The organism is Lentzea sp. NBRC 105346 (assembly GCF_030269605.1).
In the GTDB taxonomy this organism is placed as follows: domain Bacteria; phylum Actinomycetota; class Actinomycetes; order Mycobacteriales; family Pseudonocardiaceae; genus Lentzea.
Genome location: NZ_BSTQ01000027.1, coordinates 38434 through 64908, shown reverse-complemented (window position 1 = coordinate 64908; position 26475 = coordinate 38434). Strand labels below are relative to the sequence as shown.

Below are 26475 nucleotides of genomic sequence, written 5' to 3'. Positions count from 1 at the left end.
TGAGGGTGCCCTTCAGGGCAATTGGTGAGTTGAGGACTCGCGCGGTTGACGCAAGCGTTTGGTACACCGTTCGGGCGTGGTTCCTCGGCTTGTCGGTGCAACGTGGTGAAATCGGGGCATGCGCCAGTCCCCCCTGCTGGTTCGCCGGACGCCACCCCCGCGGCCCCGGCCGGCCTGGGACGCGCGGGCGCGGCAGGTCTTCGACCATCAGGGCGGCTTTCTCCGGGTTCTGGGCGGTCCCGGCACCGGCAAGACGACGCTGCTCGCCGAGCTCGCCGCCCACCAGGTGCTGGAGCACGGAGTCGACCCGGAGCAGGTCCTCGTCCTGACCGCGAGCCGGCGCGCGAGCGTGCAGCTCAGGGCACACATCACCCGTCTGCTGACCGGCAAGATGCGCACGATCCGCGAACCGCTGGTGCGCACGGTGCACTCGTACGCGTTCGCGGTGCTGCGCAACCAGGCCGTGCTCCGAGGGGAGAAGCCACCGCGGCTGCTGTCCGGGCCCGAGCAGGACGCGATGGTGCGGGAGCTCCTCAAAGGCGACATCGAGGACGGCGCCGAGGACTGGCCGGAGCGGCTGCGGCCCGCGCTGGAGCTGCCGGGGTTCGCGCACGAGCTCAGGGACCTGTTGCTCCGCGCCTCCGAGCGGGGGCTCGGGCCCGAGGACCTCATCGCCCTCGGGCGTGAGCACGGGCGTGACCAGTGGGTCGCCGCGGGTCTGTTCGGGCGGACCTACGAAGAGGTCACGTTGCTCGCCGGGCGCTACGACCTGGCGCCCTCGCTGGACGCTGCGGAGCTGGTCAGTGGGGCGTTGCTGGCGTTCGAGACGGACTCCGAGCTGCTCGCGAACGAGCGGATGCGCGTGCGGTACCTGTTCGTCGACGACGCGCAGCACCTGGATCCGCAGCAGTATCGGCTGATTCGGACGCTCGGGAAGGCGGCGGAGCGGTTCCTGATCGCCGGCGATCCGGACCAGGCGATCTTCACTTTCCGGGGGGCCGACCCGAGGATCCTGCAGGAGATCGACGGCGAGACGGTCGTCCTGACGCAGGGCTACCGGATGACGCCCGAGGTTCGGGACGCCGTGGCGAGGCTCGCGTCGAGGCTGCCCGCTTCGTCGCCCACCAGGAACGTGGTTCCCGCTGACGGCACCGGGAACGTGCAGGTGCGGCTGCTCGCGTCGGCGGCGCAGGAGGCCAGTTGGGTCGCGGACCAGCTTCGGCGCGCGCACCTGGTGGACGAGGTGCCGTGGTCGCAGATGGCCGTGCTGGTGCGGTCCACCACGCGGGAACTGCCTGTGTTGCAACGGGCTTTGCTCGCCGCGGGCGTGCCGGTGGCGGTGCCGTCGGACGAACTACCGCTGGCGCAGCAGCCCGCGGTGCGGCCGTTCCTGTCGCTACTTCGGTGCGCCGCCGTGCCGGGCAGCCTCGACGAGGACACCGCGGCAATGCTGCTCTCCTCGGCGCTCGGCGGCGCGGATCCGTTGGCGCTGCGCAAACTCCGGCGCGGGCTGCGCAGGCTGGAGATGGCCGCCGGCGGTGACCGGCCGAGCGGTCAGCTGCTGGTCGAGGTGATCGAGAACGACGACCGGCTGGCCGCGCTGGAGGACTCCGAGGCGGTGCCCGCCAGGCGGATCGCGGGGTTGCTGAAGGCCGCGCGCGAGGAGATCGCGAAGAACAAGTCGGTCGAGCAGGTCCTGTGGGCACTGTGGACGGCGAGCGGGCTGCAGGACCGGTGGGTGCAGCAGTCCGGGCGGCGCGGGACCTCCGGCATGCAGGCGGACCGCGACCTGGACGCGATCGTCGGGTTGTTCGAGGCGGCCGCGAAGTACGTCGACCGCCTGCCAGGTTCGGATACCGCCGGCTTCACGGACTACCTTGCCGCACAACAGATCGTGGGCGACTCGCTGGCCGCGTCGGCGCCCGTGGGCGAGGCCGTCGCGGTGCTGACGGCGCACGCCGCCGCCGGTCGCGAGTGGACGGTCGTCGCGGTGCCGGGCGTGCAGGAGGGGAGTTGGCCGGACCTGCGGTTGCGCGGCACGTTGCTGGGCGTCGAGCGGATGGTCGACGTGCTGTCCGGGCTGGACCCGTCGTCGCAGGTGTCGTCGTCCGCGCCGCTGCTGGCCGAGGAGCGCCGCCTGCTGCTGGTCGCGGCGTCGCGGGCGCGGACTCGGTTGCTGGTCAGCGCGGTGCGCGGCGAGGACGAGCAGCCCTCGCGGTTCCTGGACGAGCTGGACGGGTTGTCCACCGACGAGGACGAACGACCACTGCACCGGCCCTCGCGTGGCCTGGTGCTGGCCGAGCTCGTCGGCGAACTGCGGCGCGTGGTGTGTGACGACGACGAGGAGCCCTCGCGACGGCAGCGCGCGGCCGTGCAGCTGGCGCGGTTGGCGGATGCCGGCGTTCCCGGCGCACATCCGGACGCGTGGTACGGGCTGGCCGAGGTGACGACGGAAGACCCGCTGTGGACCGAGGAGCAGAAGGTCAGCGTGTCGCCGTCGACCATCGAGGTGATCACCAAGTGCCCGGTGCGCTGGGTCGTCGAACGGCACGGCGGGCAGGACCCGGCCGAGCTGCCGTCCGTCACCGGCACCCTCGTGCACGCCCTGGCGCAGGCGGCCGCCTCCGGCGCCGACGCCGCTTCGTTGAAGGAGAAGCTGGACGAGGCGTGGGCGGCGGTCGACGCCGGGGCGCCCTGGTTCTCGCGGCGCGAACGGATCCGTGTCGAGAAGATGCTCGACACGTTCCTGAACTGGCTCACGTCCAGCCGCGGCCAGCTCACCCAGGTCGCGATCGAGGAGGAGATGTCGGTCCAGGTGCCGCAGCGGGAGAACGGCCCCTGGCTACAGGTCCGCGGCCGGGTCGACCGGCTGGAGACCGATCTTGACGGGCGGCCGGTCGTCGTGGACATCAAGACCGGCAAGAACCCCGTGACCAAGGAGCAGGGCGAGGAGCACCCGCAGCTCGCCGTCTATCAGCTCGCGACTGCTCTTGGTGGGTTCACGCATATCGGGCTGGGTACTGAGCCTGGGGGTGCGCGGTTGTTGTACGTCGCGCGCGAGGGGCGGGGTGGGGCGGTTGAGCGGGCTCAGGCGCCGCTCGACGAGCAGGGTGTGCGGAAGTGGCTGGAGGTCGTGCAGGACGCGGCGGAGTCGTGCGTCGGGCCCGAGTACACGGCGCGGGAGAACACGGACTGCGACCGGTGCCCGGCTCGCACGAGCTGCCCGATCCACCCCTCGGGGAGGCAGGTGAGCGAGTGACCGCCGGTGAGTGCCGTCATGGCCACCTTCACGGACCTCAGGTCCGTCAAAGTGGCCATGACGGTCGCTCTGGGCCCGGTGCGCACCGGGCGCGACCGGCGGGCAGCGGGGGAGTCGTTCGCTCGCATCCGTGGGGTGGCGGCGCGTGTGCAAGTACCACCGACACCACAGTTGGTGGTACTTGCACACGCACCACCGAGCGCCTTGGGGTGCGTGAGCACGTGGCGCACAGTGCGGGAGTGGTTCGCTCCTGCCAGCGGCTTGGTGGTACTCGCAGGCGCACCACCAAGCGCCCAGGGGCCTGTGAGCGCGCGGCGCGGGCGGCGGGCAGGATGGGGTGTTCCTTCCCCGTCGACCCCGAGGCCGCGCCGTGACCGTTTCCCCGTTCGAGGTCGCGGACGCGCTGGGGCTGAACAAACCGACGCCCGAGCAGGCGGCGGTGATCGCGGCACCCGCGATGCCCTCGCTCGTCGTCGCCGGCGCCGGTGCCGGCAAGACCGAGACCATGGCCGCGCGAGTGGTGTGGCTGGTGGCCAACGGGTTCGTCACGCCGGACCGGGTCCTCGGCCTCACCTTCACCCGCAAGGCCGCGCGGCAGCTCGCGGACCGGGTACGGGCCCGGCTGCGCAGGCTGGCCGGGGCGGGGTTGCTGGACGAGCTGGATCCCAGCGGCGAGCGGCGGATGGCCGTGCTGACCGGCGAGCCGACGATCCTGACCTATCACGCCTACGCGGGGCGGCTGGTCGGCGAGCACGGGCTCAGGCTGCCGGTCGAACCGGGCGTGCGGCTGCTCACCGAGACGGCGTCGTGGCAGCTGGCGCATCGCGTCGTCGCCACGTGGGCGCACGACATCGACACGGACAAGGTGCCCGCGACCATCACCGGGTACCTGCTGGCGCTCGCCGGCGAACTGGGCGAGCACCTGGTCGAACCCGAGCAACTCAAAGACCACGCGACCAAGCTGGCCCAGCTGATCGAGAACGCACCCAAGGCCAAAGGTCAGCGCGACGGCCTGCCCGTCAAGCTGAAGGAAGTCGTTGCCGCGCAACGGCTCCGCGTCGCGCTCCTGCCGTTGTTGGAGGCGTACCAGCAGCGCAAACGCCGGGAAGCGGCGATGGACTTCGCCGACCAGATGAGCCTCGCCGCCAAGCTCGCCAGCGGGCACCCGGAGGTCGCGCAGGGCGAACGCGACCGGTACGGCACGGTCCTGCTCGACGAGTACCAGGACACCGGCCATGCCCAACGGGTGCTGCTGCGATCCCTGTTCGGACAGGGGAAACCGATGCCCGTCACGGCCGTCGGCGACCCCGCCCAGGCGATCTACGGCTGGCGCGGCGCGAGTGCGGCGAACCTGCCGCGGTTCACCGACGACTTCCCGCCCACCAACAAGTTCGGGCTGCTCACCAGCTTCCGCAACCCGCCCGAGGTGCTGACGCTCGCGAACGCCGTGTCGCAGCCGCTCCGGGATGCCGGCCTCGACGTCGATGAACTGAAGGCCAAGCCGGGGGCGACACCGGGTGACGTGCGCCTGGCGTTGCACCCCGATATCCGGGCCGAGCTGAACTGGATGGCGGACATCGTTGCCGCGCAATGGGAAGCACACCTCGACGAGCACAACAAGCCGCCGACCGCGGCCGTGCTCGTCAGGAGAAGGTCGGACATGGCGGCGATCGCGGCGGCCCTGCGGGACCGGGGCCTGCCGGTCGAGGTCGTCGGGCTCGGCGGCCTGCTCGACGAACCCGAGGTGCGGGACCTGACCAGTGCGCTCCGCGTCCTCATCGACCCGCTGGCGGGTACCGCGGCCGCGCGGCTGCTCACCGGGAGCCGGTGGCGCGTCGCGGCGAAAGACCTGGCCGCGCTGTGGAAACGGGCGCGCGAGCTGGCGGGTGCGCCGAGCAGGCAGTCCGTTGTGGACGATCCGCTGATGGTGATCGCGGACGCCCTGCCCGGTGAGCACGCCGAACAGGCGGGGCTCGCCGACGCGCTGGACGACCCCGGCGACCCGCAGGACTACTCGCCGGACGGGTACCGCCGGATCCGCAGGCTCGGCGGCGAGCTGGCCGCACTCCGGAGACGGCTCGACCAGCCGCTGCCGGAGCTGGTCGCGGACGTCGAACGCACGTTGCTGCTGGACATCGAGGCGATGGCGCGGCCGGGCAGCGTCGGCCGGGCGCACCTCGACGCGTTCGCGGACGTCGTGGCGGACTACGCGCAGGCCAGCCCGAGTGCGACGCTGTCGTCGCTGCTCGACTACCTGTACACCGCCGAACACGCCGAGGACGGCCTGGAACCCGGCGAGGTCGAGGTCGCCGAGGACCGCGTGCAGGTGCTGACCGTGCACAGTGCCAAGGGCCTTGAGTGGCACATCGTCGCGTTGCCGCACCTGGTCAAGGACGTCTTCCCCGGCCGCAAGAAGTCGTCGTGCTGGCTGAAGAACGTCACGGAGCTGCCCGCGAGCCTGCGGGGTGACCGAGCGGACCTGCCGGTCCTCAAGGCGAGCGCGGGCATGAACCGCAAGGAGATCGACGAGGCACTGGACCGGCACGCCGAGGAGTTCGAGGACCGCAGGCTCGTCGAGGAACGGCGGCTGCTGTACGTCGGCGTGACGCGGGCCGAGCACAGCCTGCTGCTGTCGGGTCACTGGTGGGCCGAGGCGGGCGAGAAACCCAAGGGTCCCTCGACGTTCCTGACCGAGCTGCACGCGGTCATGACCGGTGAGGACTCGCCCGGCGACGTCGCCGTGTGGGCCGAGGAGCCCGACGACAACGAGGAGAACCCGCTCGCCGCCGAGGTCAAGCAGGCTCAGTGGCCGAACGACCCGCTCGGCCGGCGCAGGCACGCCGTGGCCGACGGCGCGGCGATGGTCCTGGCGGCACTCGAGACCCTGCAGGCCGAGGCCCAGATCCCCGCGCAGCTCAACCTGTTCGACGAGGAGGAGGCACCGCCACCAGAAGACGAGGAAGAGGATCCGGAGGGCTGGGCACAGGACGTCGAGGTGCTGCTCGCCGAACGGGCCGCGGCGGCGAACCGGCGCGAAGAGGTCGTGCTGCCGGAGAACCTGTCCGTCAGCCAGCTCGTCGAGCTCGCCAAGGACCCGGACCTGCTGGCCCGCAGGCTCCGCCGCCCGCTGCCGTTCCCGCCGAACCCGCTGGCCAGGCGCGGTACGGCGTTCCACACGTGGCTGGAGAACCGGTTCGGCGCCACGAGGCTGCTCGACATCGACGACCTGCCCGGCGCGGGCGACGAGGACGCCGCCCCCGACTCGGACCTGGAGCAGCTCAAGGAGGCGTTCCTCGGCAGTGCCTGGGCGGACCGCGCGCCGCACGACGTCGAGGTGCCGTTCGAGGCCGAGTTCGACGGCATCTCGGTGCGCGGGCGGATGGACGCCGTCTTCCGCGATGACGACGGCGGGTGGACCGTCGTCGACTGGAAGACGGGTGCGGTGCCGGAACCGGAAAAACTCCCGGCGCTGTCAGTCCAGCTTGCGGCATACCGGCTCGCGTGGGCGGCGCTCGTGGACACCCCGCTGGACAAGGTTCGCGCGGCGTTCCACTACGTGCGGCACGACCACACGTTGCGCCCGTCCGACCTGCTGGACGAGAACGGGATCAAGGAACTGATCCGGAGCGTCAGCTCTTGACCGGCGCCCGGCACTCCTTCAGGACGCGGTCGTACAGGACCTCGAGCAGCCACCGCCCGAAGAGCGAGGGCCCGAACTCCGAGGACCGGTCCTCCGGCGGGACCATCATCTCGGCATGCGTGTCGTCGACCGTGACGACGCCGATGCCGTAGTAGTCGAGCTCGATGAACGACCACGACTGGGCGTCCTCGGTGCGCGGCAGCACCACCGCGCACGGGGCCAGGGTCATCAGCGTGCCGCACGACTGCAGCGCGCGGTCCACCGTGGACTCGCCGACGAGCACACCCACGAGCTCGACGGCCGCTACCGGCAGGCGGTCGTGTGCCGCGGGCTCGAACCAGGAACGGAACCACGAGGGATCGGCCCGTGGTGGCCAGCCGTTCGCGGCGCGCCATTCGTGCACATCGGACCGCAAACGCACAACCGCGGACACCTGCTGACCGAGCACGGCCACGTCGGGAACGACGATGCCTTGCCAGTCGAGCGCCGCCGCGGCGCGCTGAAGGAGCGGTTGCACAGGGGGCATCCTATGTTTCGAAACAGGACCAGTAGAAGTGTTCGGTCAAGCCGAGCGACGCACTTTCAGAGCCCACATGACCAGCGGTATCTGCAGTGGTAGCCGTCCGTATGCGATGGCCTTCGCTTTCGGTGACTTCGTCCGGAAATCCAGAGCCATCTTCACGTTGGCCGGGAAAACCGCGACGAAGAAAGCGGCCGAGAGCAGACCACCCAGGCGGCGGGTCTTCGGGACGGCGACGGCCGCGGCGAGAGCCAGTTCGGCCACCCCGGAGACGTAGGTGTACGTCCGCGCACTTCCCGGCAGCGAGGCCGGGACGATCCGGTCGTAGAACTTCGGCCGCGTGAAGTGGGTGACTCCGGCGAGACCGAGCAGTGCGGCCAGCGCGAGCGCTGATCGCGGACGGGAACGGTTCGGTTCCATGCCGTGACCCTGTCATACCTACGCCGCGTAGGCGAGAGAGGGCTGGCCTATTGTGCTCGGCCGTGGCAGGTGATTCTCGTCATCCCGAGCGCGAGGCCGTCTCCGCGCTGGCCGATGACTTCGTGACCGAACTGCGTGAGTGGCTGGCCATCCCGAGCATCGGCGCGGACCCCGCGCACCACGCTGACGTGCACAGATCCGCCACCTGGCTGGCCGCGACGCTGCGGCGCGACGGCTGGCCGCGGGTCGAGGTGTGGGACGCCGGCCCGGCTCTGCCCGCCGTTTTCGCCTGCTGGCCCTCGGACGACCCGGAAGCGCCGACCGTCCTGGTCTACGGCCACCACGACGTGCAGCCCGTCGACCCGGTCGAGCGCTGGCACCACCCGCCGTTCGACCCGTACGTGCAGGGTGAGGAGCTGTTCGGACGGGGTGCGAGCGACGACAAGGGGCAGGTCGCGATGCACCTGCTCGCGGTGAAGGCGCACCTCGCGGCGACCGGGCGGACCACCCCGAACGTCACGATCAAGCTCTTCGTCGAGGGCGAGGAGGAGTCCGGCTCGCCGCACATCCGCGAGCTGCTCGACACGCACAGGGACGACCTCGCGTGCGATCTGGTCGTCTTCACCGACACTCCGCTCTACGAACGCGACGCTCCGACGATCTGCACCGGTCAGCGCGGCGTGATCGGCGGCGAGATCGTCTTCACCGGCGGCAGCTCCGACGTGCACTCCGGCCGCGCGGGCGGCGGCGTGCCCAACCCGGCCACGGCGCTCGCCCGGCTGGTCGCCGCGTTGCACGACGACGAGGGGCGCGTCCAGCTGCCCGGTTTCTACGACGACGTGGTGCCGCCGTCCGACCTCGAACGCCAGGACTGGGCGGCGCTGCCGTTCGACGAGGCCGCCTGGCTCGCGCACAACGCGGGCGGCGCGCAGGCCACGGCCGGCGAGGCCGGCTGGTCGACGCTGGAACGCGTGTGGGTGCGGCCGACCGCCGAGATCAACGGGCTGCACAGCGGCTACACCGGCCCCGGCCTGAAGACGATCGTGCCCGCGAGCGCGACGGCCAAGATCTCGTTCCGGCTCGTGCCCGACCAGCGGCCCGAGGTGGTGCTGGAGCAGCTGCGGGAGTTCGTCGGCAAGCACACGCCACCGGGCGTGCATGCTGAGGTGCACGTGCGTGGCGACGGCGCGCCGCCGTACGCGGCCGATGTGACACATCCGGCCAACCTGGCGCTGCACGAAGCGTACGAGGTTGCGTTCGAGCAGCCGGTGCGGTTCAGCCGCACCGGCGGTTCGGGCCCGGCGGCGCTGCTGCACGCGTGGCTCGGCGTGCCGGTCGTCTACCTCGGCGCGACGTTGCCGGATGATCGGATTCACGCGCCCAACGAGCGCGTGGTGGTGCCACTGCTCCTCAAGGGCGCGGAAGCGGCGGCGGTGTTGTGGCGGATCCTGCCCGAGAGGTTGTCCTAGATGAGCCTGACCGATCAGCCGACGCACTCGCTCGTCGGCGTGATCAAGATGCCGGACAAGGTCTCGAGCCCGGTCCGCGCGATCGTGAAGCGGGTCATCGGCGCGTTGCTGGCGCTGCTGGCGGCGGTGCTGATCGTCTACTTCGACCGCGAGGGGTACCGGGACGTCAACGGGGACGGCGTCTCGCTGCTCGACTCCTTCTACTACGCCACGGTGTCGCTCTCGACGACCGGCTACGGCGACATCACCCCGGCCAGCTCGTCCGCGCGGCTGGTGAACGTTCTGGTGATCACACCGCTGCGAATCCTGTTCCTGATCGTGCTGGTCGGCACGACACTCGAGGTGCTCACCGAGCGCTCCCGGCAGGCGATGCGCATTCAGAAGTGGAGGAGAGTCGTGCGGGACCACGTCGTCGTCGTGGGGTACGGGACCAAGGGCCGCTCGGCGGTGCACGCGTTGCTCGGCGACGGGGCCGACCCCGGTTCGATCGTCGTGGTCGACACCGTGCAGGAGGCACTGGACGCCGCGTCCGCGATCGGACTCGTGACCGTGCATGGTTCCGGTACGCGCAGCGACGTGCTGCGCGTCGCGGGTGCCGCTCGGGCGCGGGCGATCGTCGTGGCGCCGAACCGCGACGACACGGCCGTGCTGGTCGCGCTCACCGCGCGCGAGCTGGCGCCCAAGGCGCAGATCGTGGCGTCCGTGCGCGAACGGGAGAACGAGCACCTGCTGCGGCAGTCCGGTGCGGATTCCGTTGTGGTGTCGTCGGAAACGGCCGGCCGGCTGCTCGGCATGGCGACGGCCACGCCGTCCGTCGTGGAGATGGTCGAGGACCTGCTCACGCCGGACAAGGGCCTCGCGATCACCGAACGCGACGTCGAGCAGGGCGAGATCGGCGGGTCGCCGCGCCACCTCCCGGACATCGTGCTCGGCGTGGTGCGCGACGGGAAGCTCTACCGGGTCGACGCGGCCGAGGCCGACGCCATCGAGCCCGGCGACCGGCTTTTGTATGTAAAGAAAGTCACGCCTCCCGACGAGGGCTAGGGCTAGCGTGGCGGTATGCCGCTGAGTGCTGTGGTCAGGGAACGGTGCCGGGCGTTGCTGCCCGCGGGAACCGAGATCCGCTACCTGTTCCCGGCCAGCGTCTCGCTCGTCGGGGCGTTGGTGCAGAAGCCGTTCATCATCGCGATCACCGACAAGCACGTGATCCTGCTGGAGTGCAGCTGGCTCAGCCACGACCGGCCCAAGGCGGTGCACACGAGGTACCGGCGGGCCATCCGGCTCGGCCCGGTCGACACCGCGTTCGACCCGGTCTTCCGCATCGCCGGGATCGACTACCAGACCTGGGACGAGTACGTCTCGGTGATCAGGGCGGCGGACGCGGAGATCGCCGAGGAGGACTTCCTGCCGCCGGACCCGTTGCCCGACCTCTAGTCCGGTAGGTGGGGAAACACGTCCCGGAGCGCCTTCGTCGCCGCGTCGAGGGCGTCTGCGGGGATCTTGTCGAGCACATCCGCGTGCGCCTTCGTGTTGGCCAGTACCGCTTTCTCGGCGTGGGCCTTGCCCGTGTCGGTGAGGCGGACCAGGGTGCTGCGCCCGTCCGTCGCGTCGGGTTCACGCACCACGAGGTTCCTGGTGACGAGCCGGTTCACCACGTTGCTCGTGCCACCCGTCGACAGCAGCAGTGAGTTGCTCAGCTCGTTGGCCTTGAGCCGGTAGGGCTCGCCGGAGCGCCGCAGTGCCGCGAGCACGTCGAACTCCGCGCCGGTGAGGTCCTGCTCGGCCAGTGTCTTCCGCGTGGCCTCCGCGAGCATGCCCGCCAGCACCATCACCCGCTTGCCCAGTTCCGACGTCGGCCCGAGCGCTTCGGGCATCTCGGTCTTCCACGAGTTGAGCAGCTGATCGACTCGGTCCGTCACAGGTCAGAGGGTATTGCACACCGTGATAGCTTTTGAGAAAGCTTTCAGGGGAGGTAAATGTGTTGATCAAGAACGGCCTGGTGGTCGATGTCGCCGGGTTGACCGCGTCCGTGCGGGACGTGCTGATCGAGGACGGGAGGATCGCGGCGGTCGGGCCGGGGCTGTCCGGTTCGCCGGTGATCGACGCTTCGGGCCTGATCGTGTTGCCGGGGTTCGTGGACACGCATCGGCACATGTGGCAGACCCTCGTGCGGTCACTGGCCGCCGACGTGTCGCTGGGGCAGTACATCGAACTCGTTTTGCGAGACGAGGCACCGCGGTTGCGGCCGGAGGACACCTACGCGGGCACGCTCGCCGGAGCCGTGGAATGCCTCGCGTCCGGGATCACGACCGTGCAGGACTATGCGGGCACACCGTCGTTCGACCATGCCTCGGCGTCGCTGGACGCCTTGAAGTCGTCGGGAATCCGGGCGTTGTTCGGATACGGGCAGCCGTTGGGCGGGGACCTTCCCGACGCCGGTGACGTGGCGAAGGCGGCGGAGCTGGGCAACGACCTGGTGTCGGTGATGCTCGCGCCGCTCGGGCCGTCGTTCTCATCTTTGGACGAGGTTTCTCGTGCCTGGCAGCTGGCCCGGTCGCACGACATGCGGATCGCGGTGCACGTGGGCAACGGTCCGACCGTTGGCGAACCCATCTCCCTGTTGCGGGACAACGGATTGCTCGGGCCGGACATCACGTTCGTGCACGGCAACTCGTTGTCCGACGACGAGCTGGCGCTGATCGGCTCCGTGGGTGCCGGCGTGTCGATCGCGCCCGCGGTCGAGGCCCGGATGGGGCACGGCGGGCCGGTCGTGGGGCGGCTCAAGCGGTTGGGCGTGACCACCGGGCTGGGGGTGGATGTGGTCTCGGCCGTCGCGGGTGACATGTTCTCGTTGATGCGGGCGACCCTGATGTCGGCGACGTTCGGGGACACGCATGTGACGCCCGGTGACGTGCTGCGGATGGCCACTGTGGACGGTGCGGCCGCGCTGGGGATGGCGGACCGGATCGGGTCCATCGAGGCAGGGAAGTTCGCTGACCTGGTTCTGTTGCGTGCCAACGACGTCAACCTCGCGGGGACGCGTGATGTGATCAGTGCGGTGGTGACGGCGGCGCATCCGGGCAACGTCGAGACGGTGATCGTCGCCGGAAACGTGGTCAGGGCCAGCTGAACTGGGCCCGGAAGACTGCGCCCTCGTAGGACGGTTCGCAGGTGAGGTTGCCGCCGTGGGCGCGGACGATGCCGCGGGCGATGGCGAGTCCCAGGCCGGACCCGCCGGACCGGCGGTCGCGCGCCTCGTCGAGCCGCACGAGCCGGTCGAAGATCCGTTCCCGTTCGGACTCGGGCACGCCGGGACCGTTGTCCAGCACGGTGAACCCGCGGGAGTCGACGACGATCCGCACCCGGCCGGACGGTCCGGCGGCCTGGCGGGCGTTGTCGACGAGGTTCGCCATCACCTGCGCCAGGCGCTGGCCGTCGCCGGTGATCGTCAGCTCCTCGCCGGACGCCTCGATGTCGAAGTCCGGTGCCAGCAAGCGGGTTCTGGTGACCTCGGACTGGGCGAGCGCCAGTATGTCGACCTGTTCGCGTTGCAGCTCGAGGCCCGCGTCGAGCTGGGCCAGCGCGAGCAGGTCGTCCACCAGCCGGCCCGCGCGGCGGGCCTCGCGGACCAGCAGCAGGCTCATCTGGTCGCGGTCCGGCGAGTCGGGCGAGGACTGCACCAGCGCCTCGGCGACGGCCTGCACGCCGGTGATCGGGGTGCGCAGCTCGTGCGCCGCGTCGGCGACGAACCGGCGGGTGCGCAGCTCGGAGCCCTCCAGGGAGTCGAGCATGCCGTCGAACGCGACCGCCACGCGGCCGAGCTCGGTCTTGGGCGACGACGGCATGAGCCGGCCGCCGCGGTGGCCGCCCGCGATCGCCTGAGCGAGCGAGGTCATGGCGTCCAGCGGCGCCAGAGCCCGGCGCACCACGAAGATCAGCACGAACCCGGTGATCGCGATCGCGCCCAGACCGACCAGGAGCAGCAGGCGGCGCAACCGGACCTGGGCCGCGGACGTGATCGTGGTGCCCGCGTAGAACGTGATCTTCGTGCCGTCCGCGTAGGTACGGCTGAGCTCGCGGTCCGTGGACTCCTCGGGGCCGCTGCCGAACGACTCACCGCTGGGCGTCACCAGCGTCACCCGGACGCCACCGCGTTCGAGCTGCCGGGCGATCACGGCCGGGTTCTGGTTGCGCCGCATGACCTGCTGCGCCATCTGCGCGCGTTCCCGCAGCATCACGTCCGCGTCGCGGCGCGACTGGCTGGCGAACAGGAAGTCGACGAGGAACACGAGCAGGATCAGGACGACGACCAGCACCAGCAGGACCGCCACGGCCACCCGGCGCCGCAGCGACACGGTCTTGAGGCTCATTCCTCGGCTCGCAGGACGTACCCGAGTCCGCGCACGGTGTGCAGCAGCCGCGGCCCGTGCTCCTCCAGCTTGCGGCGCAACGCGCTGACGTGGACCTCGACCAGGTTCGGGTCGTAGTCCTCGTAACCCCACACCGCGGTGAGGATCTGCGTCTTGCTCACCACGCGGCCGCGCTGGGCGGCGAGGTAGCACAGCAGCCGCAGCTCGGTCGCGGTCAGCTCGATCGTGCTCTGCCCGCGCAGCACCACCCCGGACTCCGCGTCCACCACGAGGTCGTCGATCTGCACGGTCGACGGCGTGCGGCCCAGCCTGCGCAGCACCGCGGTCACCCGCGCCACGAGCTCGGCCAGCACGAACGGCTTGCCCACGTAGTCATCGGCGCCGCTCTCCAGCCCGCGCAGCCGATCGGTGACGCCGTCGCGCGCGGTCAGCATCACGATGCCCGCGCCGCTGGACTTGCGGATCACGTCGAGCAGCCGGAACCCGTCGCGGCCGGGGAGCATCACGTCGAGCACCACGAGGTCGGGCCGGAACTTGCTGAGGTCGGTCTCCAGCTGCCGCCCGTCGAGCCGGTGCTGCACCTCGTACCCGACGGCACGCAGCGCCGAGCACACCGCGGCCCCGATCGCCTCGGCGTCCTCGATCACCAACACCCTGGCGTTCGACACGACCCTCATTCTGAACACGACCTTCTCATACAGCGACTGACCTTCAGCAAAGGCTCAGGTAGCAATTCAGCCCACGCTCAGGTGAAAGTCGCAGCCTGGTGACATGTCCAAAGGAACGTTGCTGGCGGGTGTCCTCGTGGCGGCCGTCGGACTGGGTGCGGGCGGGGTCGCCCTCGCCACCCAGACAGCCAACAGTGCGTCGGCCACCGGTGCGCCGGGGGTCGCTTTCGAGAAGGGTCACCCTGGGCCGAGGGGTCCCAAGGGGCCGGGCAAGTTGGCCGAGGGCGTGACCCTGGTGGTCGGCGTCGTGAAGTCGGTCGAGAACGGCAAGCTGGTCGTCACCAAGGACGGCGGCGGCGAGGCCTCGCTGACCACGGACTCGTCGACGAAGTTCCGCGGCGGTGAGCTCTCGGGCCTGAAGCAGGGCCAGCGGGTGACCGTGCGGGTCAAGGACGGCAAGGCGCTCGGTGTCGCCGTCGCTTCCGCGCACGCGTCCGGCACCGTGACGGGTGTGGACGGTGACAAGGCCACGCTGATCGAACGCAGCGGCCTGCAGGTCGCCCTCGACCTATCCGGGGTGTCGGAGAAGCCGAAGAACGGTGACCTGGTCGTTGTCACGGGCACGGTGTCCGACGGCAAGACCATCAAGGTGGAGAAGGTCAGGCAGTTGCCGAAGTAGGGCATGCGTCTGCCACCATCGGCGTGTGGCGGTTCCGCGAATCCCCCATAGATGGGTGCTCATCCTGCTGGTCGCTGGACTGGTGGGCATGGGCGTCGCGGTCGCGATCTGGTTTCCGCTGTCCGTGATGGGCACGTCGGAACCGCCCCGCCGGGCCATGGCGAAGGTCGTGCAGACCGGTGCCTGCCCGACGGGCATGGACGTCGTCGAGGTCGACGGTTCGAACAAGGCCAAGCTCGACGCGTGCGGTCACCGCGAGGGCGAACAGGTCGAGGTCATCTGGAAGGCCGGCTCACCGGACCTCGTGCAGACCGCTTCTTCGGCTCCCACGGGCAAGCCGCTGGCCAACCGGCTGGCGTCGCTGCTGCTGTGGTTGAGCGCTTCCGCCGGGGGCGTCTACGCGTACCTGTTCCGGTACGGCCCCATCAAACTCCCCAAACTCCTGGCGGATCCCAAGCCTTCATGAGTGCCATGAGGGGAGCTTTGCAAGCGCTGACCGCCATAAAGGGTCCCCTCATAGCGTCAAGTCCGCTGCGGACCCGAAGCCCTAGGCGACCGCGCCCGCGGGGGCGGCGAACGTGTTGCACGACGTCGTCGAGTTGTTCTTGAACCCCAGCGAGGCCCACTCCGCCTGGTTGGCCGCCGTGCCGTGGGCGTTGGCCTCGGGCGCTTCCTCCAGCGCGTACTGGAAGTCCTGCTCGGCCTCCTGCGCCAGCTGCGGCGTCACGGACCCGCGGCCCGACGCGCTGATCAGGAACATCCCCGCGAAGCAGTTGGCCTGCAGCTCCAGCCGGCGCGACATCTCCAGGCCCGCGGGCGTCTTCTCACCCGCGTCGGTGATCTTCACGTCGGCCGCCCGCAGGATGCCGGACAGCGCCTGCACGTGGTGGCCGTACTCGTGCGCCAGCGTCGCCAGGTGCGTGGCCGGGGCGTCGCCGCCGCCGTTGTTGCGCAGGCGCGACGTGGGCATGTAGATCGTCCGGTTCCGGCCGCAGTAGTACGCCACGGCCTGCTCGGACGTCGGCGCCTGGCCGCACGGGCCGTCCTTCAGGTCCGGCGAGGCGTCCAGTTTCGGCGCCTCGAACGGCATGTTCGCCTTCTCCAGCATCGGGCCCCACGCCTGGTTGAGGCACTCGACGCCGGCCGTGTAGTACGCGGCCAGCTGCTCGTCGCGGACGCCGAAACGGGGAAGCTGGCAGGTGACCTGCGGCAGCGTGGCGCCCGTGACCAGCATCGGGTGGTCGGCCAGGCGGTAGATCGCGCGCGGTCGTGGCGGGGCGCTCGGTTCGGACGTGGCGGGTTTCGTCTCGCCCGCCAGCGCCCGGCCTTCCACGAGCTTGGGTTTGGAGGACTCCGCGAGCCCCAGCACCGACAACACGACCAGCGCGAACACCCCGGCCAACACGAACGGGTTGTTCTTCGCGGGTCGTGAGGTCACGCGTTTCCCCTCTCAGGCGACGTCGGCGTCACCCGCGGCCCAGGTGTTGCAGGCGGCCGCGTTGTTGTTCTTGTAACCGTGGTTCACCCAGGCGGAGTTGCGCTCGGGCGTCCCGTGGTCGCGGTACGGGTACTGCGGATAGTCACCGCGCTGTCCCGCGTCCTGAAGGGCGTGGTTGATCACGTCCATCGGGATCGCGCCGTGCGACAACGGCGCGAGCGACATGCCTCCGAAGCACGTGGCCTGCAGTTCCATCCGGCGGTTCAGGTCGAGCCCCTTCGGCGTGTCCCAGCCTCCCGCGTCGTACTGAGCGTTACCTGAAGCTTTGAGGAGACCGGACAACCATTGAATGTGATGACCGTACTCATGCGCCAATTGGCCGATGTACTTGCCCGGATGGTTGGGCGAGGAGTCGTTGGCGTAGTTGTTCGCGGTCCAGTAGATGGTGCCCTGGCAGTAGCGGGCGGTCTGGTCGGCCTTCACCGTGCCGCACGGGTACTGCATGTCCTGCGTGACGATCTGCAGCTCGGCGGGCTGGTACGGCAGGTTCGCGCGGGCCATCGCCGGCTTCCACATCGTCTCGATGCAACCCAGCGCCGCACGCAGGAACCGCTCCTGGCCGGCCGGGTCGTAGCTCATGCCGGGCAGGCCGCAGCCGTTGATGTCCATCGCGCCGATGTTGGTGCGGTGGATCGGGTGGTCGGCCAGCGCGACGACGGCCTTCGGGCCCGCCTGCGTCGTCGGCGTCGACGACGGCCTGGACGAGGTGGTCCGCGTCGTGGTCGTCGTCTCGGTGGTGGTCGTGGTCGTCGTCTCGCTGTAGGTGTACGTCGGGCTGGACGACGCGTAGCCGTTGTAACCGGCGTCCGTGGCGCGGCTGGAGTTCTTCGACGCGAGCAGGCCGACGCCGCCGATGGCGAGCAGCAACACGCCGAAGACCACGAACGCCACGATCGGGCCGTTGTTCTTCCTCGGCGGCATGACCGGGTACGGCCGGTACCCCATCGGTGGCTGGCCGGGCGGCGGTCCCCACGACGGCTGCGGCGGCGGCATGACCGGGCGCGGCGGTGGCATCGGACCGGCGTGCTGGGGCGGCCAGGGCTGTTGCGGCGCAGGAGGAGGCGGAGGTGGTGGCGGACCCTGCCGGTACTGCGGCTGCCCCATGGGTGCGGGCATGGGTGGTGGTCCTACCGGGCGTGGCGGAGGCCAGCCTCCCGGTGGCGGTGGTTGCGTCATCGCCTGAGGTCCCTCCCCATCAGCCCAGGATCATTTCGAAGCATAGGTGCGAACGTCATGCCACGTCCGCCGCATTGGTCATCCGGGTCTGGTGACCGGTCATTGTTGAGATTCCCCCAGATGGCGTCTACCGGAAAGCGGACCAGAGCCTAGGGGAACTCCGCTATTCTCCGCGGCCGTGTTGAGAAACTGGGGAGCGGCGATCGCGCCCGTCCTGATGGTGATGCTCGCCGGTGCCACTGGCGGTGTCGCAGCGGCGCAGCCGTTGCCCGGAACCGTCAGCACCGAGGTGCGGATGAAGCTGGAGCGCGACTCCCGGCTCTCCGTCACCGAGACCGTGACCGTTCCGGACGGCAAGACCGTCAAGCGGTCCGTCCCCTTGCGACTCGCGGTCGGCAACGACCTCGACCGGTTGTTCAAGATCAGCGACGCGAAGGTCGACGGCAAGGGCTCCGCCACCGTCACCGACGACCGCTTCGAGGTCTCGCTCGACGCGGGCAAGTCCACGGTCAGCTACGTCGTCGAGGGCGCGGTCGCCAAGGTCGGCGACGCCCTGGAGCTGCGCTGGCAGGCCGCGGGTGGCTGGGACACCGAGCTGGACAAGGTGGCGATCACCGTGTCCACCCCCGACTCGCCGACGTCGGTCAACTGCCTCGCCGGCCCGGTCGGCTCGTCGCAGCCGTGCACCAGCGCCGACCTCGCGGACGGCCGCGGCGTGCGCGCCCAGGAGATCAAGCTCTCGCCCGGTGAACGGGTCGACATCGCGATCGGCATGTCCGCGGGCGTCGTGCCGGCGAACGCCGTGGTGATCGAGAACTCGTCGCTGGCCGCCGCGTTCGCGCTCACCCCGATCTCCGCCGCCGTGCTCGGCGGCCTGCTGCTCCTGCTGCTCGGCGGCGTGGTGCTGCTCTGGTACCTGCGCGGCCGCGACGCCGCCGCGCTCGCCAGTGAGGTCGGCCCGATCAACGTCCTGGTCCGCGACCAGAGCGGCCGCGTCGCGTTCGCCTCGCCCGACGGCGTGCTGCCCGGCCAGGTCGGTACGGTCGTCGACGAGCACGTGGACGTCGTGGACGTGACGGCGACCGTCATCGACCTCGCGGTGCGCAACTACCTGTGGATCTCCGAAGTAGATGGTCACGACTGGCGCATCGTGCGCCGCAACCCGGCCGACGACGCACTGTCCGGCTACGAGCGGGCGGTCTACCGCGCGCTGCTGCCCGACGGCGTGGACGCGGTGACGCTGTCCGAGCTGCGGGCCCGCCGCGTCGACCTGGCCGAGGTGCGCGACGAGCTGTACGCCGACGTGGTGGAGAAGCGCTGGTTCGTGCGCCGCCCGGACAGCGAGCGCTCGCTGTTCTGGTGGGTGGGCATCGTGATCGCGGTGCTGGGCCTGGCCGGCACGGTCGTGCTGGCGCTGACGATCGGCAACGCCCTGTTCGGCCTGGCCGTCGCGGTCGGTGGTGCGGCGCTGGCCTTCGGCGCGCGCTCGATGCCCGCCCGCACCAAGCGCGGCAGCGCGTTGCTGGAGCACGTCCGCGGCCTGCGCGGCTATCTGCACGGGGTCGCGCCGAACGACATCCCCGAGGACGACCGCGAGCTGGTGTTCTCCCGTTCGCTGCCGTACGCGGTGGTGCTGGGCGAGACAGAGCGCTGGCTGTCGACGTTCGCGCCGCACTCGTCGCTCTACTGGTACGGCGAGACCGGTGAGTTCGCGCGCAGTTTCCCCGCGTTCCTCGGAGCTCTCGACGGCGTGCTGGCCCAGGCGGGCCACCTGCGTTCACTGCGAGCCGCGAACCCGTAGGCTGGCGCGTATGGCCTCACCCGAACTGCACAGGTTCACGCTGCCCAACGGCCTGCGGGTGGTGTTCGCTCCGGACCCCAGCGCACCGGTCGTCGGGGTGAGCGTGCACTACGACGTCGGCTTCCGCTCCGAGCCGGAGGGGCGCACCGGTTTCGCGCACCTCTTCGAGCACCTGATGTTCCAGGGGAGCGAGAGCCTGGAGAAGCTCGCGCACTTCCGGATCGTCCAGTCCTCGGGTGGGACGTTCAACGGGTCGACGCACCCGGACTACACGGACTACTACCAGGTCCTGCCGTCCGCGGCGCTGGAGCGCGCGCTGTTCCTCGAGGCCGACCGCATGCGTGCCCCGAAGATCACCGCGGAGAACCTGCGCAACCAGATCGACGTGGTGAAGGAGGAGATCAGGCTCAACGTGCTGAACCGGCCGTACGGCGGGTTCCCGTGGATCCTGCTCCCGCCGGTGCTCTTCCAGACCTTCCCCAACGCCCACAACGGCTACGGCGACTTCGTCGACCTGGAGAACGCGACCGTCGAGGACTGCGCGGCCTTCTTCGACACCTACTACTCGCCGGCCAACGCGGTGCTGACGGTCGCCGGCTTGTTCGATGTCTCCGAGGCTCGTGCCTTGGTGGAGAAGCACTTCGGCGACGTGCCCGCCCGCCCCGCGCCGGTGCGCCCGTCGTTCGCCGAGCCCGCGCCGTCCGGTGAGCTGCGCACGACGCACGTCGACGCGCACGCCCCGATGCCCGCGCTGGCCATCGGCTACCGCGTGCCGGACCCGGTGACGGACGTCGACGGCTACCTCGCCTACCTGGTGCTCGCCGGCGTGCTGACCGACGGCGACGGCTCCCGCCTGCAGCAGCGCCTGGTGCACCGCGAGCAGCTGGTGACCGATCTTTCGGCGGGCTGCGGCCTGTTCGGTCCGCTGGAAGCGCGCGACCCGGACACGTTCACCATCAGCGCCATCCACCCGGCCGAGGTGACCGCGGACCGCGTGATCGCCGCGATCGACGAGGAGCTCGCGCGCCTCTCGGAGGAGCCGCCGTCGGCCGAGGAGCTGGCGAAGGTCACCGCGCGGTGGGCGTCCACCATGCACAAGGAGCACGACCGGCTGACGAACCGCACGCTGGGCCTCGGCTCGGCGGAGCTGCTGTTCGGGCGGGCCGAACTGATCTACGAGCTGCCCGAGCGCATCGCCGCCGTGACCGTGGACGAGGTCGCCGCGGCCGCGAAGGCCCTCCGCCCTGATTCCCGCGCCATCCTGATCGTCGAGCCCGCCGCCGGGGGCGCCGAGTGACCGCATCGCTTCCCCGCCGCTTGGGACCCCCGGTCTTGATTCTCCCCGGCAGTACCGACAGTTCCGGGGGCGTCGAGTGACCACCGCATGGCTTCGCGGGCGTCCCCGCCGCCGGGGGACCCCCAGTTTTGATTCTTCCACGCAGCACCGACAGTTCGAGGGCTGCAGCGGCCGGCCTGTGGACAACTGCCCGGCTGTGGACAACCAGCACGCGACCAACGGAGGAACCGAGTGAGCGCCCCGGCAACCCACCGCTCCGCCGAGGAGATCGGCCGCACGGAGCTGGGCCCGCGCCCCCTCCCCGATCTGGGCACGCAGCAGCCGCCCGCGGATCTGTCCCATGTGGACACCGTGCTGCCCAACGGCCTGCGCGTCATCGCGGTGCGCCGCGCGACCGTGCCGATGGTCGAGGTCCGGCTCCGGGTGCCGTTCGCGGACCCCGCGCAGAGCACGAAGGACAGCCTGCACTCCGCCCAGGCGGAGATCCTGGCGAACACGGTCCTGACCGGCACCGCCACCCGTGATCGCGTGCAGATCGACACCGAGCTCGCGCTGGTCGGCGGCGAGCTGGACTCCGTGGTCGACCCGGAGCGGCTGAGCATCTCCGGCAGCGCGCTCGCCAGCGGTCTGGACACGCTCCTCGACGTGCTGCGCGACGTGCTGACCGGCGCGGTCTACCCGGCCGACGAGGTCGAGCGCGAGCGCACCCGCCTGGTCGAGCGGATCATGCTCGCCCGGTCGCAGCCGAACGTCATCGCGCGCGAGGCGCTGCAGAAGCACCTCTACGGCGACCACCCGTACGCCAAGGAGATGCCCGAGGCCGACGAGGTCGCCAAGGTCTCCCGCGAGGACGTGCGGGCGTTGCACGCCAAGGCGTTGCTGCCGCGCGGCTCGGTGCTGGCGATCGTCGGCGACGTCGAGCCGGAGCAGGCGGTCAGCGCGATTCAGGATGCGCTCAAGGACTGGCAGGGCGAGGGTACGGCCCAGGAGCTGGCGCCGTTGCCGCCCGTTCAGGGTGGCGACCTCGTGCTGGTGAACCGGCCGGGCGCGGTGCAGTCGCAGATCCGGTTGTCGGCGCAGGCGATCACGCGCACCGACCCGCGCTACCCGGCGCTGCAGGTGGCGAACCTGGTGTTCGGCGGCTTCTTCTCCAGCCGGCTCGTGGAGAACATCCGCGAGGACAAGGGCTACACCTACAGCGCGCGGTCGCACCCGGAGTTCACGGCGCACGGCGCGACGCTCGGCGTGGACGCGGACACCGCGAGCGACGTCACCGCGGCGGCGCTGCTGGAGACCCGCTACGAGCTGGCGAAGCTGGGCCTCGTGCCGCCGACGGAGTCCGAAGTGGACACCGCGCGCCGGTACGCGATCGGCTCGCTGCTCACCACCACGTCCTCGCAGGCGGGACTGGCCTCGTTCCTGGTGAACCTCGCCGGGCTCGGGCTCGGTGTCGAATGGTTCGTCGGGCACCCCGAGCGGCTGCAGAAGGTGACCGCAGAGGAGGTCGCGAACGTCGCGCTGGAGTTCTTCGCCCCCGGCAACTTCACCGGTGTCGTGGTTGGAGATGCGACGAAACTCGCTCCGAAGCTGAAGGCCTTGGGTGGGATCATCCTTCCTTGAGCTTTGACCTGATCGGCCTCCCCGCGCTGTCGCGGTACACGATCGACCGGCAGGAGCCGCTGCGCGGCGACGACGAGAAGCTGAAGCAGCTGTGGCCGAAGTCGCGCGTGATCGTGGTCGACGTGCGCGGCCGGACCCTGGTGTCCGACCGCGGCACGCGGGTGGTCGATCGGGCCGCCACGGAGTTCGGCGACCAGCCGCCGCACAACGCGGTGCTGCTCGGCGAACAGGACGGCGTCGCGTACTGGGCTGTTCCGCTTCCGGCGGAGGAGACCGAAGAGCCGATGCAGAGCCGGGCCTGGACGTACCCGGAGCTCACGGACGAACCGCAGTGGCTCGACCTGCGTCAGTCCGGGGCCACTTTGGACGACACCTCCGCCGGGTTGTTCACGACGGCGGCCGCGTTGTTCCAGTGGCATCGGATCGCGCGGTTCTGCGCCAAGTGCGGAGCCCCGACGACGGTCGAGAAGTCCGGCTGGGTGCGGTTCTGCTCCGGTTGCGAACGCGAGGAGTACCCGCGCACGGACGCCGCCGTGATCTGCCTCGTGCACGACGGCGCGGACCAGGTCCTGCTCGCGCGTGGCGTGGAATGGCCGGAGGGCCGGTTCTCCGTGCTCGCCGGGTTCGTCGAGTCCGGTGAGTCGCTGGAGGCCTGCGTCGCGCGGGAGATCCTCGAGGAGGTCGGCGTCGAGGTCCGGTCGATCCGTTACCTCGGCAGCCAGCCGTGGCCGTTCCCGCGGTCGCTGATGATCGGCTTCGAGGCGGTCGCGGACCACGGTGCCGAGCTGCGTCCCGCCGAGGGCGAGATCGCCGAGGCCCGGTGGGTGTCGCGCGACCTCGTCCGGCAGGCGATCAACCAACCGGGCAGCGTGCCCGGCCTGCACCTCGCGGGCGGTGCGTCCATCGCCTTCCGGATGCTGCAGTCCTGGGCGGCTCTCGACTAACGCACGCAACCACCTTCACCGGCCGGGCGGACGTGCGGGCGCATGACGTCGGTGATTCCCTTGAAGGCGTACGGATCCTCGCCGGCGACCATGACGATGTCGCGGTGGTCGACGGTGCCCATGCTGTCGCCGGGACCGGGCGGGAACCAGGGCAGCAGTGAGTCCGCGCTCATGTAGTGCGTGACGTAGGCGCGGCGCATGCCGTGCTTGCCGGTGTTGGGCAACGACCGGTGCAGCAGGTGCCCGTCGAACACGAGCGCCGATCCCGCTTCGAGCTCAACGGGAATCGCGTCCTCGTCGGTGAACCCGTGGGCTTCCTTGGTGCAGTCGAACCGGGCATCGTGCTGTTCGCGGTCCGGGTAGAGGAACTTCCGCCGGTGTGAGCCGGGCAGCACCCAGAGGCAGCCGTTCTCGACCGTCGCGTCGTCGAGCGCGATCCACACGGCGGTCAGGGACTGGTCGCGCGTCGGGATGTGCGTCTCGTCCTGGTGCCACGCCTGGCCGGGCTTGCCCTCGGCCTTGATGAACAACATCGACTGCATCATCTTGACGTTCGGCCCGATCACGCCGGTCAGCACGCCCGCGATCTTCGGCAGGACCGCGACGTCGTACAGCAGCTTCGAGATCTTGTGCGGGAAGTGGACGCACAAGTACTTGCGGAGCACGGCTGTGTCGGATTGGACCGGGCCAGCGAGCTCGACACCTTCGATCGCGCCGCGGTCACCACGGCAGATCGAGGTCGCCTCGGCCCGCACCTCGGCAAGCAGGCCGGGGGACAGCACGTTGTCGACGACCATGAAGCCGTCCTGCGCGTAGTTGCTCACATGTGCATACTCAGGTGTTCGACTTGGCTGGCACCATGTGTTGGAGAGGCTAATCTTTGTCTGGATGTACACCAGCGGTCGCGGACTACCCGGCGGGTGCGCGCATGCCGTTGCGCGTCATCGACGACTACGAGTTCGTCTGGATGCTGCGTGGCCGGGCTTCGCTGGTGACGCGCGCCGAGACGTTCTTCCTGACACCGGGGGAGCTGCTGCTGATCCCACCGGGGTTCGAGCACGGCTTCGACTGGGATCCGGTACACCCGTCCCGGCACGGGTACGTCCACTTCGGACCATCGTTCGTCGGCAGCCCGGTCGACGGCCCGCGGTTCATGCGGATGACCGGCGACAACCCGGTGGGCGGGCTGTGCGCGTACCTGCTGGCCGGGTTCGCCGTCGACGAGACCCTGCGCTACCTCGTCTCCGTCGTGCTCGCCGACCCCGTCGAGGAACCGGTGACGGGCACGCTGCGCGCGGTGGTCTTGTTCCTGCGGGCAGTGTGGGCGGACCTGCCGTTACCGCGGATCAGCGTGCACGATCTGGCGTCGGCGGCCTCGGTCACCCGTGGCTACCTGAACCGGCTCTTCCAGGCGGAGTTCGGGGTCAGCGTCGCCGCCGCACTGGAACGGGTCCGCTGCTCGCGGGCCGAGACGTTGCTGACCCGCACCGACCTCACCGTCGAGGCGGTGGCGAGGCAGTGCGGGTTCGCCGACGTCAGCCACTTCTCACACCGGTTCACCGCGTTGTACGGGCTGCCGCCGAGTGCCTACGGCGGCAGCCCGTCCGTACTGGATCACGCGGGCGTGCGCCGGCTCACGCGGCTGCTGTGGGCGTGAACCAGCGCTCGACGCTGTCCCGCAGGCCTTCCGCCGCGGCACCCACCCAGGCCGCGTAACCGTCCGGCCGCACCAGCACCGGCTCGGTCCACTCAGGACATTCGGCGGTGACGACCCTGATGTGCCCTGCCGCCTTGCGCAGTTCCTCGTCGTCGGTGACGTCGAGGAACACCGGCGTGCCGTCGCGCAGCAGCTCCGCCAGCCGCTGCTCGCCGAGCTTCAGGTCGGGCACGAACCGCCCGGCGAGCGGGTGGTCGCAGCCGACGTCGTACCGGATGTCGGTGGCCTGCATCATCGCGGAGATCCGCTCGTTGACCTCCGGAATGTCGAGCAACTCGCTGAACAGCTCACGCAACGCGGTGGTCTGCTCGTCCGGCCGCAACAGTGCGACCTGAGCCCTCGTGTTGTCGACGACGACCTCGCCGACCGGGTGCCGTTCGGCGGTGTAGGTGTCGAGCAGGTCGTCGCGGCCGCGCAGTGCGGCGGCGAGCTTCCACCCCAGGTTCATCGCGTCCTGCAGGCCGGTGTTGAGGCCCTGTCCGCCGAACGGCGAGTGGATGTGCGCCGCGTCGCCCGCGAGCAGTACGCGGCCGATTCGGTAGGTCGTGACCTGCCGCGCGTTGTCCGTCCAGCGGGTGGCGGTGTGCACCTTCGTGATCGTCACGTCGGTGCCGCTGACGTGCCGCAAGCTCGCCTGCAGCTCCTCCAGCGTCACCTCGCGGTTCTCCGGCGGGCCGTCGAACTCGACGGTGAGGATCCGGCCGGGTGTCGGGCCGAAGGCGTACATCCCGACCGGAGTGCGGTGCCAGCCGAGGTTCAGCTTCTCCGGGTCGGCCAGTTCGACCATCGCCTGGTGGCCGGTGATCGTCGGTCCCGTGCCGGGGAAGTCGAAGCCCGCGAGCTTGCGCACGCTGCTCCGGCCACCGTCGCAGCCGACCAGGTACCGCGCGCGGATCCCGTCGACCGTGACGCCGTCGTCGTCCTGCTCGAGCACGGTCACCTCGTGGCCGCGCCGGACTTCGACGCCGAGCTCGGCGGCCCGCGCGGCAAGGATCCGTTCGAGGTCCGGCTGCCCGATCATCATGGCCGGCCCGCCCATGCCGGTCAGTTTGAAGATCCCGGCGAAGTGACCTCCGAGCACCTTTCCGTTGCTGAACAACGCCTTCACGTTGGCATGCAGGGTGCCCGCCGCGGCGGCCGCCACCTTGGAGATCTCCTCGGTCAGCCCGCGCCGGTCCAGCGACGCGGCGGTGCGGCCGCTGATCGCGCCCGCCTTGATGATGTTGCTCGGTGCGGTGAGCCGCTCGAGGACGACCACCCGCACGCCGTGCAGCCGCAGCTCACACGCCAGCAGAAGGCCGACCGGACCCGCCCCCGCGATCACCACTTCGTAGTCCATGGCTCCACCATGCCGGACAATCTTGTACTGAGTCAATCTTTTAGCTCGGTCTATCTTT

The 26475-nt window shown here is 70.4% G+C and carries 22 protein-coding genes; 13 read left to right on the top strand and 9 right to left on the bottom strand.

The annotated features are described in order from the left end of the window. Positions 1-118 precede the first annotated feature (118 nt). Positions 119-3259 (top strand): ATP-dependent helicase, encoded by a 3141-nt coding sequence (locus QSK35_RS40140; RefSeq protein ID WP_285753311.1) that lies wholly within the window; start codon positions 119-121, stop codon positions 3257-3259. Between the two features lie 370 nt (positions 3260-3629). Continuing rightward, the gene (locus QSK35_RS40135; RefSeq protein WP_285753310.1) at positions 3630-6899 is read left to right on the top strand and encodes an ATP-dependent helicase; all 3270 of its coding nucleotides are present in this window, start codon (positions 3630-3632) and stop codon (positions 6897-6899) included. Here QSK35_RS40135 and QSK35_RS40130 read toward each other — a convergent pair. After that, complete coding sequence (locus tag QSK35_RS40130) at positions 6889-7416, bottom strand: hypothetical protein (protein ID WP_285753308.1); 528 nt, start codon at positions 7414-7416, stop codon at positions 6889-6891. The two genes, QSK35_RS40135 and QSK35_RS40130, sit on opposite strands and share 11 nt — an antisense overlap. Positions 7417-7461: 45 nt before the next feature. Then, positions 7462-7839 carry a DoxX family protein gene (locus QSK35_RS40125; protein WP_285753306.1) on the bottom strand — a complete coding sequence of 126 codons (378 nt, stop codon included), beginning with the start codon at positions 7837-7839 and terminating at the stop codon, positions 7462-7464. 62 nt (positions 7840-7901) lie between these two features. Here QSK35_RS40125 and QSK35_RS40120 point away from each other — a divergent pair, with 62 nt between their 5' ends. The 3 genes from QSK35_RS40120 to QSK35_RS40110 are packed head-to-tail and all read left to right on the top strand — an operon-like array spanning position 7902 to position 10742. Further along, entirely contained in the window at positions 7902-9308 is a 1407-nt protein-coding gene (locus QSK35_RS40120) for a M20/M25/M40 family metallo-hydrolase (protein ID WP_285753304.1), read from the top strand. Next, complete coding sequence (locus QSK35_RS40115) at positions 9309-10352, top strand: potassium channel family protein (RefSeq protein ID WP_285753302.1); 1044 nt, start codon at positions 9309-9311, stop codon at positions 10350-10352. It abuts the gene before it with no gap. 15 nt (positions 10353-10367) lie between these two features. Further along, positions 10368-10742: a hypothetical protein gene (locus tag QSK35_RS40110; RefSeq protein ID WP_285753300.1), complete on the top strand. Its 375-nt coding sequence runs from the start codon at positions 10368-10370 to the stop codon at positions 10740-10742. Here QSK35_RS40110 and QSK35_RS40105 read toward each other — a convergent pair. After that, the gene (locus QSK35_RS40105) at positions 10739-11227 is read right to left on the bottom strand and encodes a MarR family winged helix-turn-helix transcriptional regulator (RefSeq protein ID WP_285753298.1); all 489 of its coding nucleotides are present in this window, start codon (positions 11225-11227) and stop codon (positions 10739-10741) included. The two genes, QSK35_RS40110 and QSK35_RS40105, sit on opposite strands and share 4 nt — an antisense overlap. A 59-nt stretch (positions 11228-11286) precedes the next feature. Between QSK35_RS40105 and QSK35_RS40100 the strand changes: the two genes are divergently transcribed. After that, complete coding sequence (locus tag QSK35_RS40100; protein WP_285753296.1) at positions 11287-12438, top strand: amidohydrolase family protein; 1152 nt, start codon at positions 11287-11289, stop codon at positions 12436-12438. On the opposite strand, the gene QSK35_RS40095 is transcribed toward QSK35_RS40100, so the two are convergent. Next, positions 12425-13678 (bottom strand): sensor histidine kinase, encoded by a 1254-nt coding sequence (locus tag QSK35_RS40095; protein WP_285753294.1) that lies wholly within the window; start codon positions 13676-13678, stop codon positions 12425-12427. The two genes, QSK35_RS40100 and QSK35_RS40095, sit on opposite strands and share 14 nt — an antisense overlap. Continuing rightward, the gene (locus QSK35_RS40090) at positions 13675-14355 is read right to left on the bottom strand and encodes a response regulator transcription factor (protein WP_285753292.1); all 681 of its coding nucleotides are present in this window, start codon (positions 14353-14355) and stop codon (positions 13675-13677) included. Before QSK35_RS40090 ends, QSK35_RS40095 begins: the two co-directional genes overlap by 4 nt. A gap of 94 nt (positions 14356-14449) precedes the next feature. Here QSK35_RS40090 and QSK35_RS40085 point away from each other — a divergent pair, with 94 nt between their 5' ends. Beyond that, positions 14450-15025, top strand: coding sequence for a single stranded DNA-binding domain-containing protein (locus tag QSK35_RS40085; RefSeq protein WP_285753290.1), 576 nt, complete (start codon positions 14450-14452; stop codon positions 15023-15025). Between the two features lie 55 nt (positions 15026-15080). Further along, positions 15081-15491 carry a hypothetical protein gene (locus QSK35_RS40080; protein ID WP_285753288.1) on the top strand — a complete coding sequence of 137 codons (411 nt, stop codon included), beginning with the start codon at positions 15081-15083 and terminating at the stop codon, positions 15489-15491. Between the two features lie 81 nt (positions 15492-15572). Here the strand turns inward: QSK35_RS40080 and QSK35_RS40075 are convergent, their stop codons facing one another. Further along, positions 15573-16463: a neutral zinc metallopeptidase gene (locus QSK35_RS40075; protein ID WP_285753286.1), complete on the bottom strand. Its 891-nt coding sequence runs from the start codon at positions 16461-16463 to the stop codon at positions 15573-15575. A 12-nt stretch (positions 16464-16475) separates the two neighbouring features. Next, positions 16476-17537, bottom strand: a complete 1062-nt coding sequence (locus QSK35_RS40070) for a neutral zinc metallopeptidase (RefSeq protein WP_285753285.1) — start codon at positions 17535-17537, stop codon at positions 16476-16478. Between the two features lie 340 nt (positions 17538-17877). On the opposite strand from QSK35_RS40070, the gene QSK35_RS40065 reads away from it, so the two are divergent. From QSK35_RS40065 to nudC, 4 genes are all read left to right on the top strand, one after another. Beyond that, a complete protein-coding gene (locus QSK35_RS40065; RefSeq protein ID WP_285753283.1) occupies positions 17878-19500 on the top strand; it encodes a DUF2207 domain-containing protein in 1623 nt (540 codons plus the stop codon). 10 nt (positions 19501-19510) lie between these two features. After that, on the top strand, positions 19511-20797 hold the full coding sequence (locus QSK35_RS40060) for a M16 family metallopeptidase (protein WP_285753281.1): 1287 nt from the start codon (positions 19511-19513) through the stop codon (positions 20795-20797). 231 nt (positions 20798-21028) lie between these two features. Continuing rightward, complete coding sequence (locus QSK35_RS40055) at positions 21029-22417, top strand: M16 family metallopeptidase (RefSeq protein WP_285753279.1); 1389 nt, start codon at positions 21029-21031, stop codon at positions 22415-22417. Continuing rightward, the gene (gene nudC, locus QSK35_RS40050) at positions 22414-23361 is read left to right on the top strand and encodes an NAD(+) diphosphatase (RefSeq protein WP_285753277.1); all 948 of its coding nucleotides are present in this window, start codon (positions 22414-22416) and stop codon (positions 23359-23361) included. The genes QSK35_RS40055 and nudC overlap by 4 nt, the downstream gene beginning before the upstream one ends. Here the strand turns inward: nudC and QSK35_RS40045 are convergent. Beyond that, positions 23358-24185, bottom strand: a complete 828-nt coding sequence (locus tag QSK35_RS40045) for a phytanoyl-CoA dioxygenase family protein (RefSeq protein WP_285753275.1) — start codon at positions 24183-24185, stop codon at positions 23358-23360. The two genes, nudC and QSK35_RS40045, sit on opposite strands and share 4 nt — an antisense overlap. A 104-nt stretch (positions 24186-24289) precedes the next feature. Between QSK35_RS40045 and QSK35_RS40040 the strand changes: the two genes are divergently transcribed. Beyond that, positions 24290-25018: a helix-turn-helix transcriptional regulator gene (locus QSK35_RS40040; RefSeq protein WP_285753273.1), complete on the top strand. Its 729-nt coding sequence runs from the start codon at positions 24290-24292 to the stop codon at positions 25016-25018. On the opposite strand, the gene QSK35_RS40035 is transcribed toward QSK35_RS40040, so the two are convergent. Further along, the gene (locus tag QSK35_RS40035; RefSeq protein ID WP_285753270.1) at positions 24996-26417 is read right to left on the bottom strand and encodes an FAD-dependent monooxygenase; all 1422 of its coding nucleotides are present in this window, start codon (positions 26415-26417) and stop codon (positions 24996-24998) included. The genes QSK35_RS40040 and QSK35_RS40035 overlap by 23 nt on opposite strands. Positions 26418-26475 lie beyond the last annotated feature (58 nt).

Bases quoted from the DNA above. Each gene is read 5' to 3' on its own strand.
- QSK35_RS40040 (WP_285753273.1), top strand. From the start codon at position 24,290: ATGCCGTTGCGCGTCATCGACGACTACGAGTTCGTCTGGATGCTGCGT.
- QSK35_RS40125 (WP_285753306.1), bottom strand. From the start codon at position 7,839: ATGGAACCGAACCGTTCCCGTCCGCGATCAGCGCTCGCGCTGGCCGCA.
- QSK35_RS40070 (WP_285753285.1), bottom strand. From the start codon at position 17,537: ATGCCACCGCCGCGCCCGGTCATGCCGCCGCCGCAGCCGTCGTGGGGA.
- QSK35_RS40085 (WP_285753290.1), top strand. From the start codon at position 14,450: ATGTCCAAAGGAACGTTGCTGGCGGGTGTCCTCGTGGCGGCCGTCGGA.
- QSK35_RS40140 (WP_285753311.1), top strand. From the start codon at position 119: ATGCGCCAGTCCCCCCTGCTGGTTCGCCGGACGCCACCCCCGCGGCCC.
- QSK35_RS40115 (WP_285753302.1), top strand. From the start codon at position 9,309: ATGAGCCTGACCGATCAGCCGACGCACTCGCTCGTCGGCGTGATCAAG.
- QSK35_RS40110 (WP_285753300.1), top strand. From the start codon at position 10,368: ATGCCGCTGAGTGCTGTGGTCAGGGAACGGTGCCGGGCGTTGCTGCCC.
- QSK35_RS40060 (WP_285753281.1), top strand. From the start codon at position 19,511: ATGGCCTCACCCGAACTGCACAGGTTCACGCTGCCCAACGGCCTGCGG.
- QSK35_RS40095 (WP_285753294.1), bottom strand. From the start codon at position 13,678: ATGAGCCTCAAGACCGTGTCGCTGCGGCGCCGGGTGGCCGTGGCGGTC.
- QSK35_RS40090 (WP_285753292.1), bottom strand. From the start codon at position 14,355: ATGAGGGTCGTGTCGAACGCCAGGGTGTTGGTGATCGAGGACGCCGAG.
- QSK35_RS40035 (WP_285753270.1), bottom strand. From the start codon at position 26,417: ATGGACTACGAAGTGGTGATCGCGGGGGCGGGTCCGGTCGGCCTTCTG.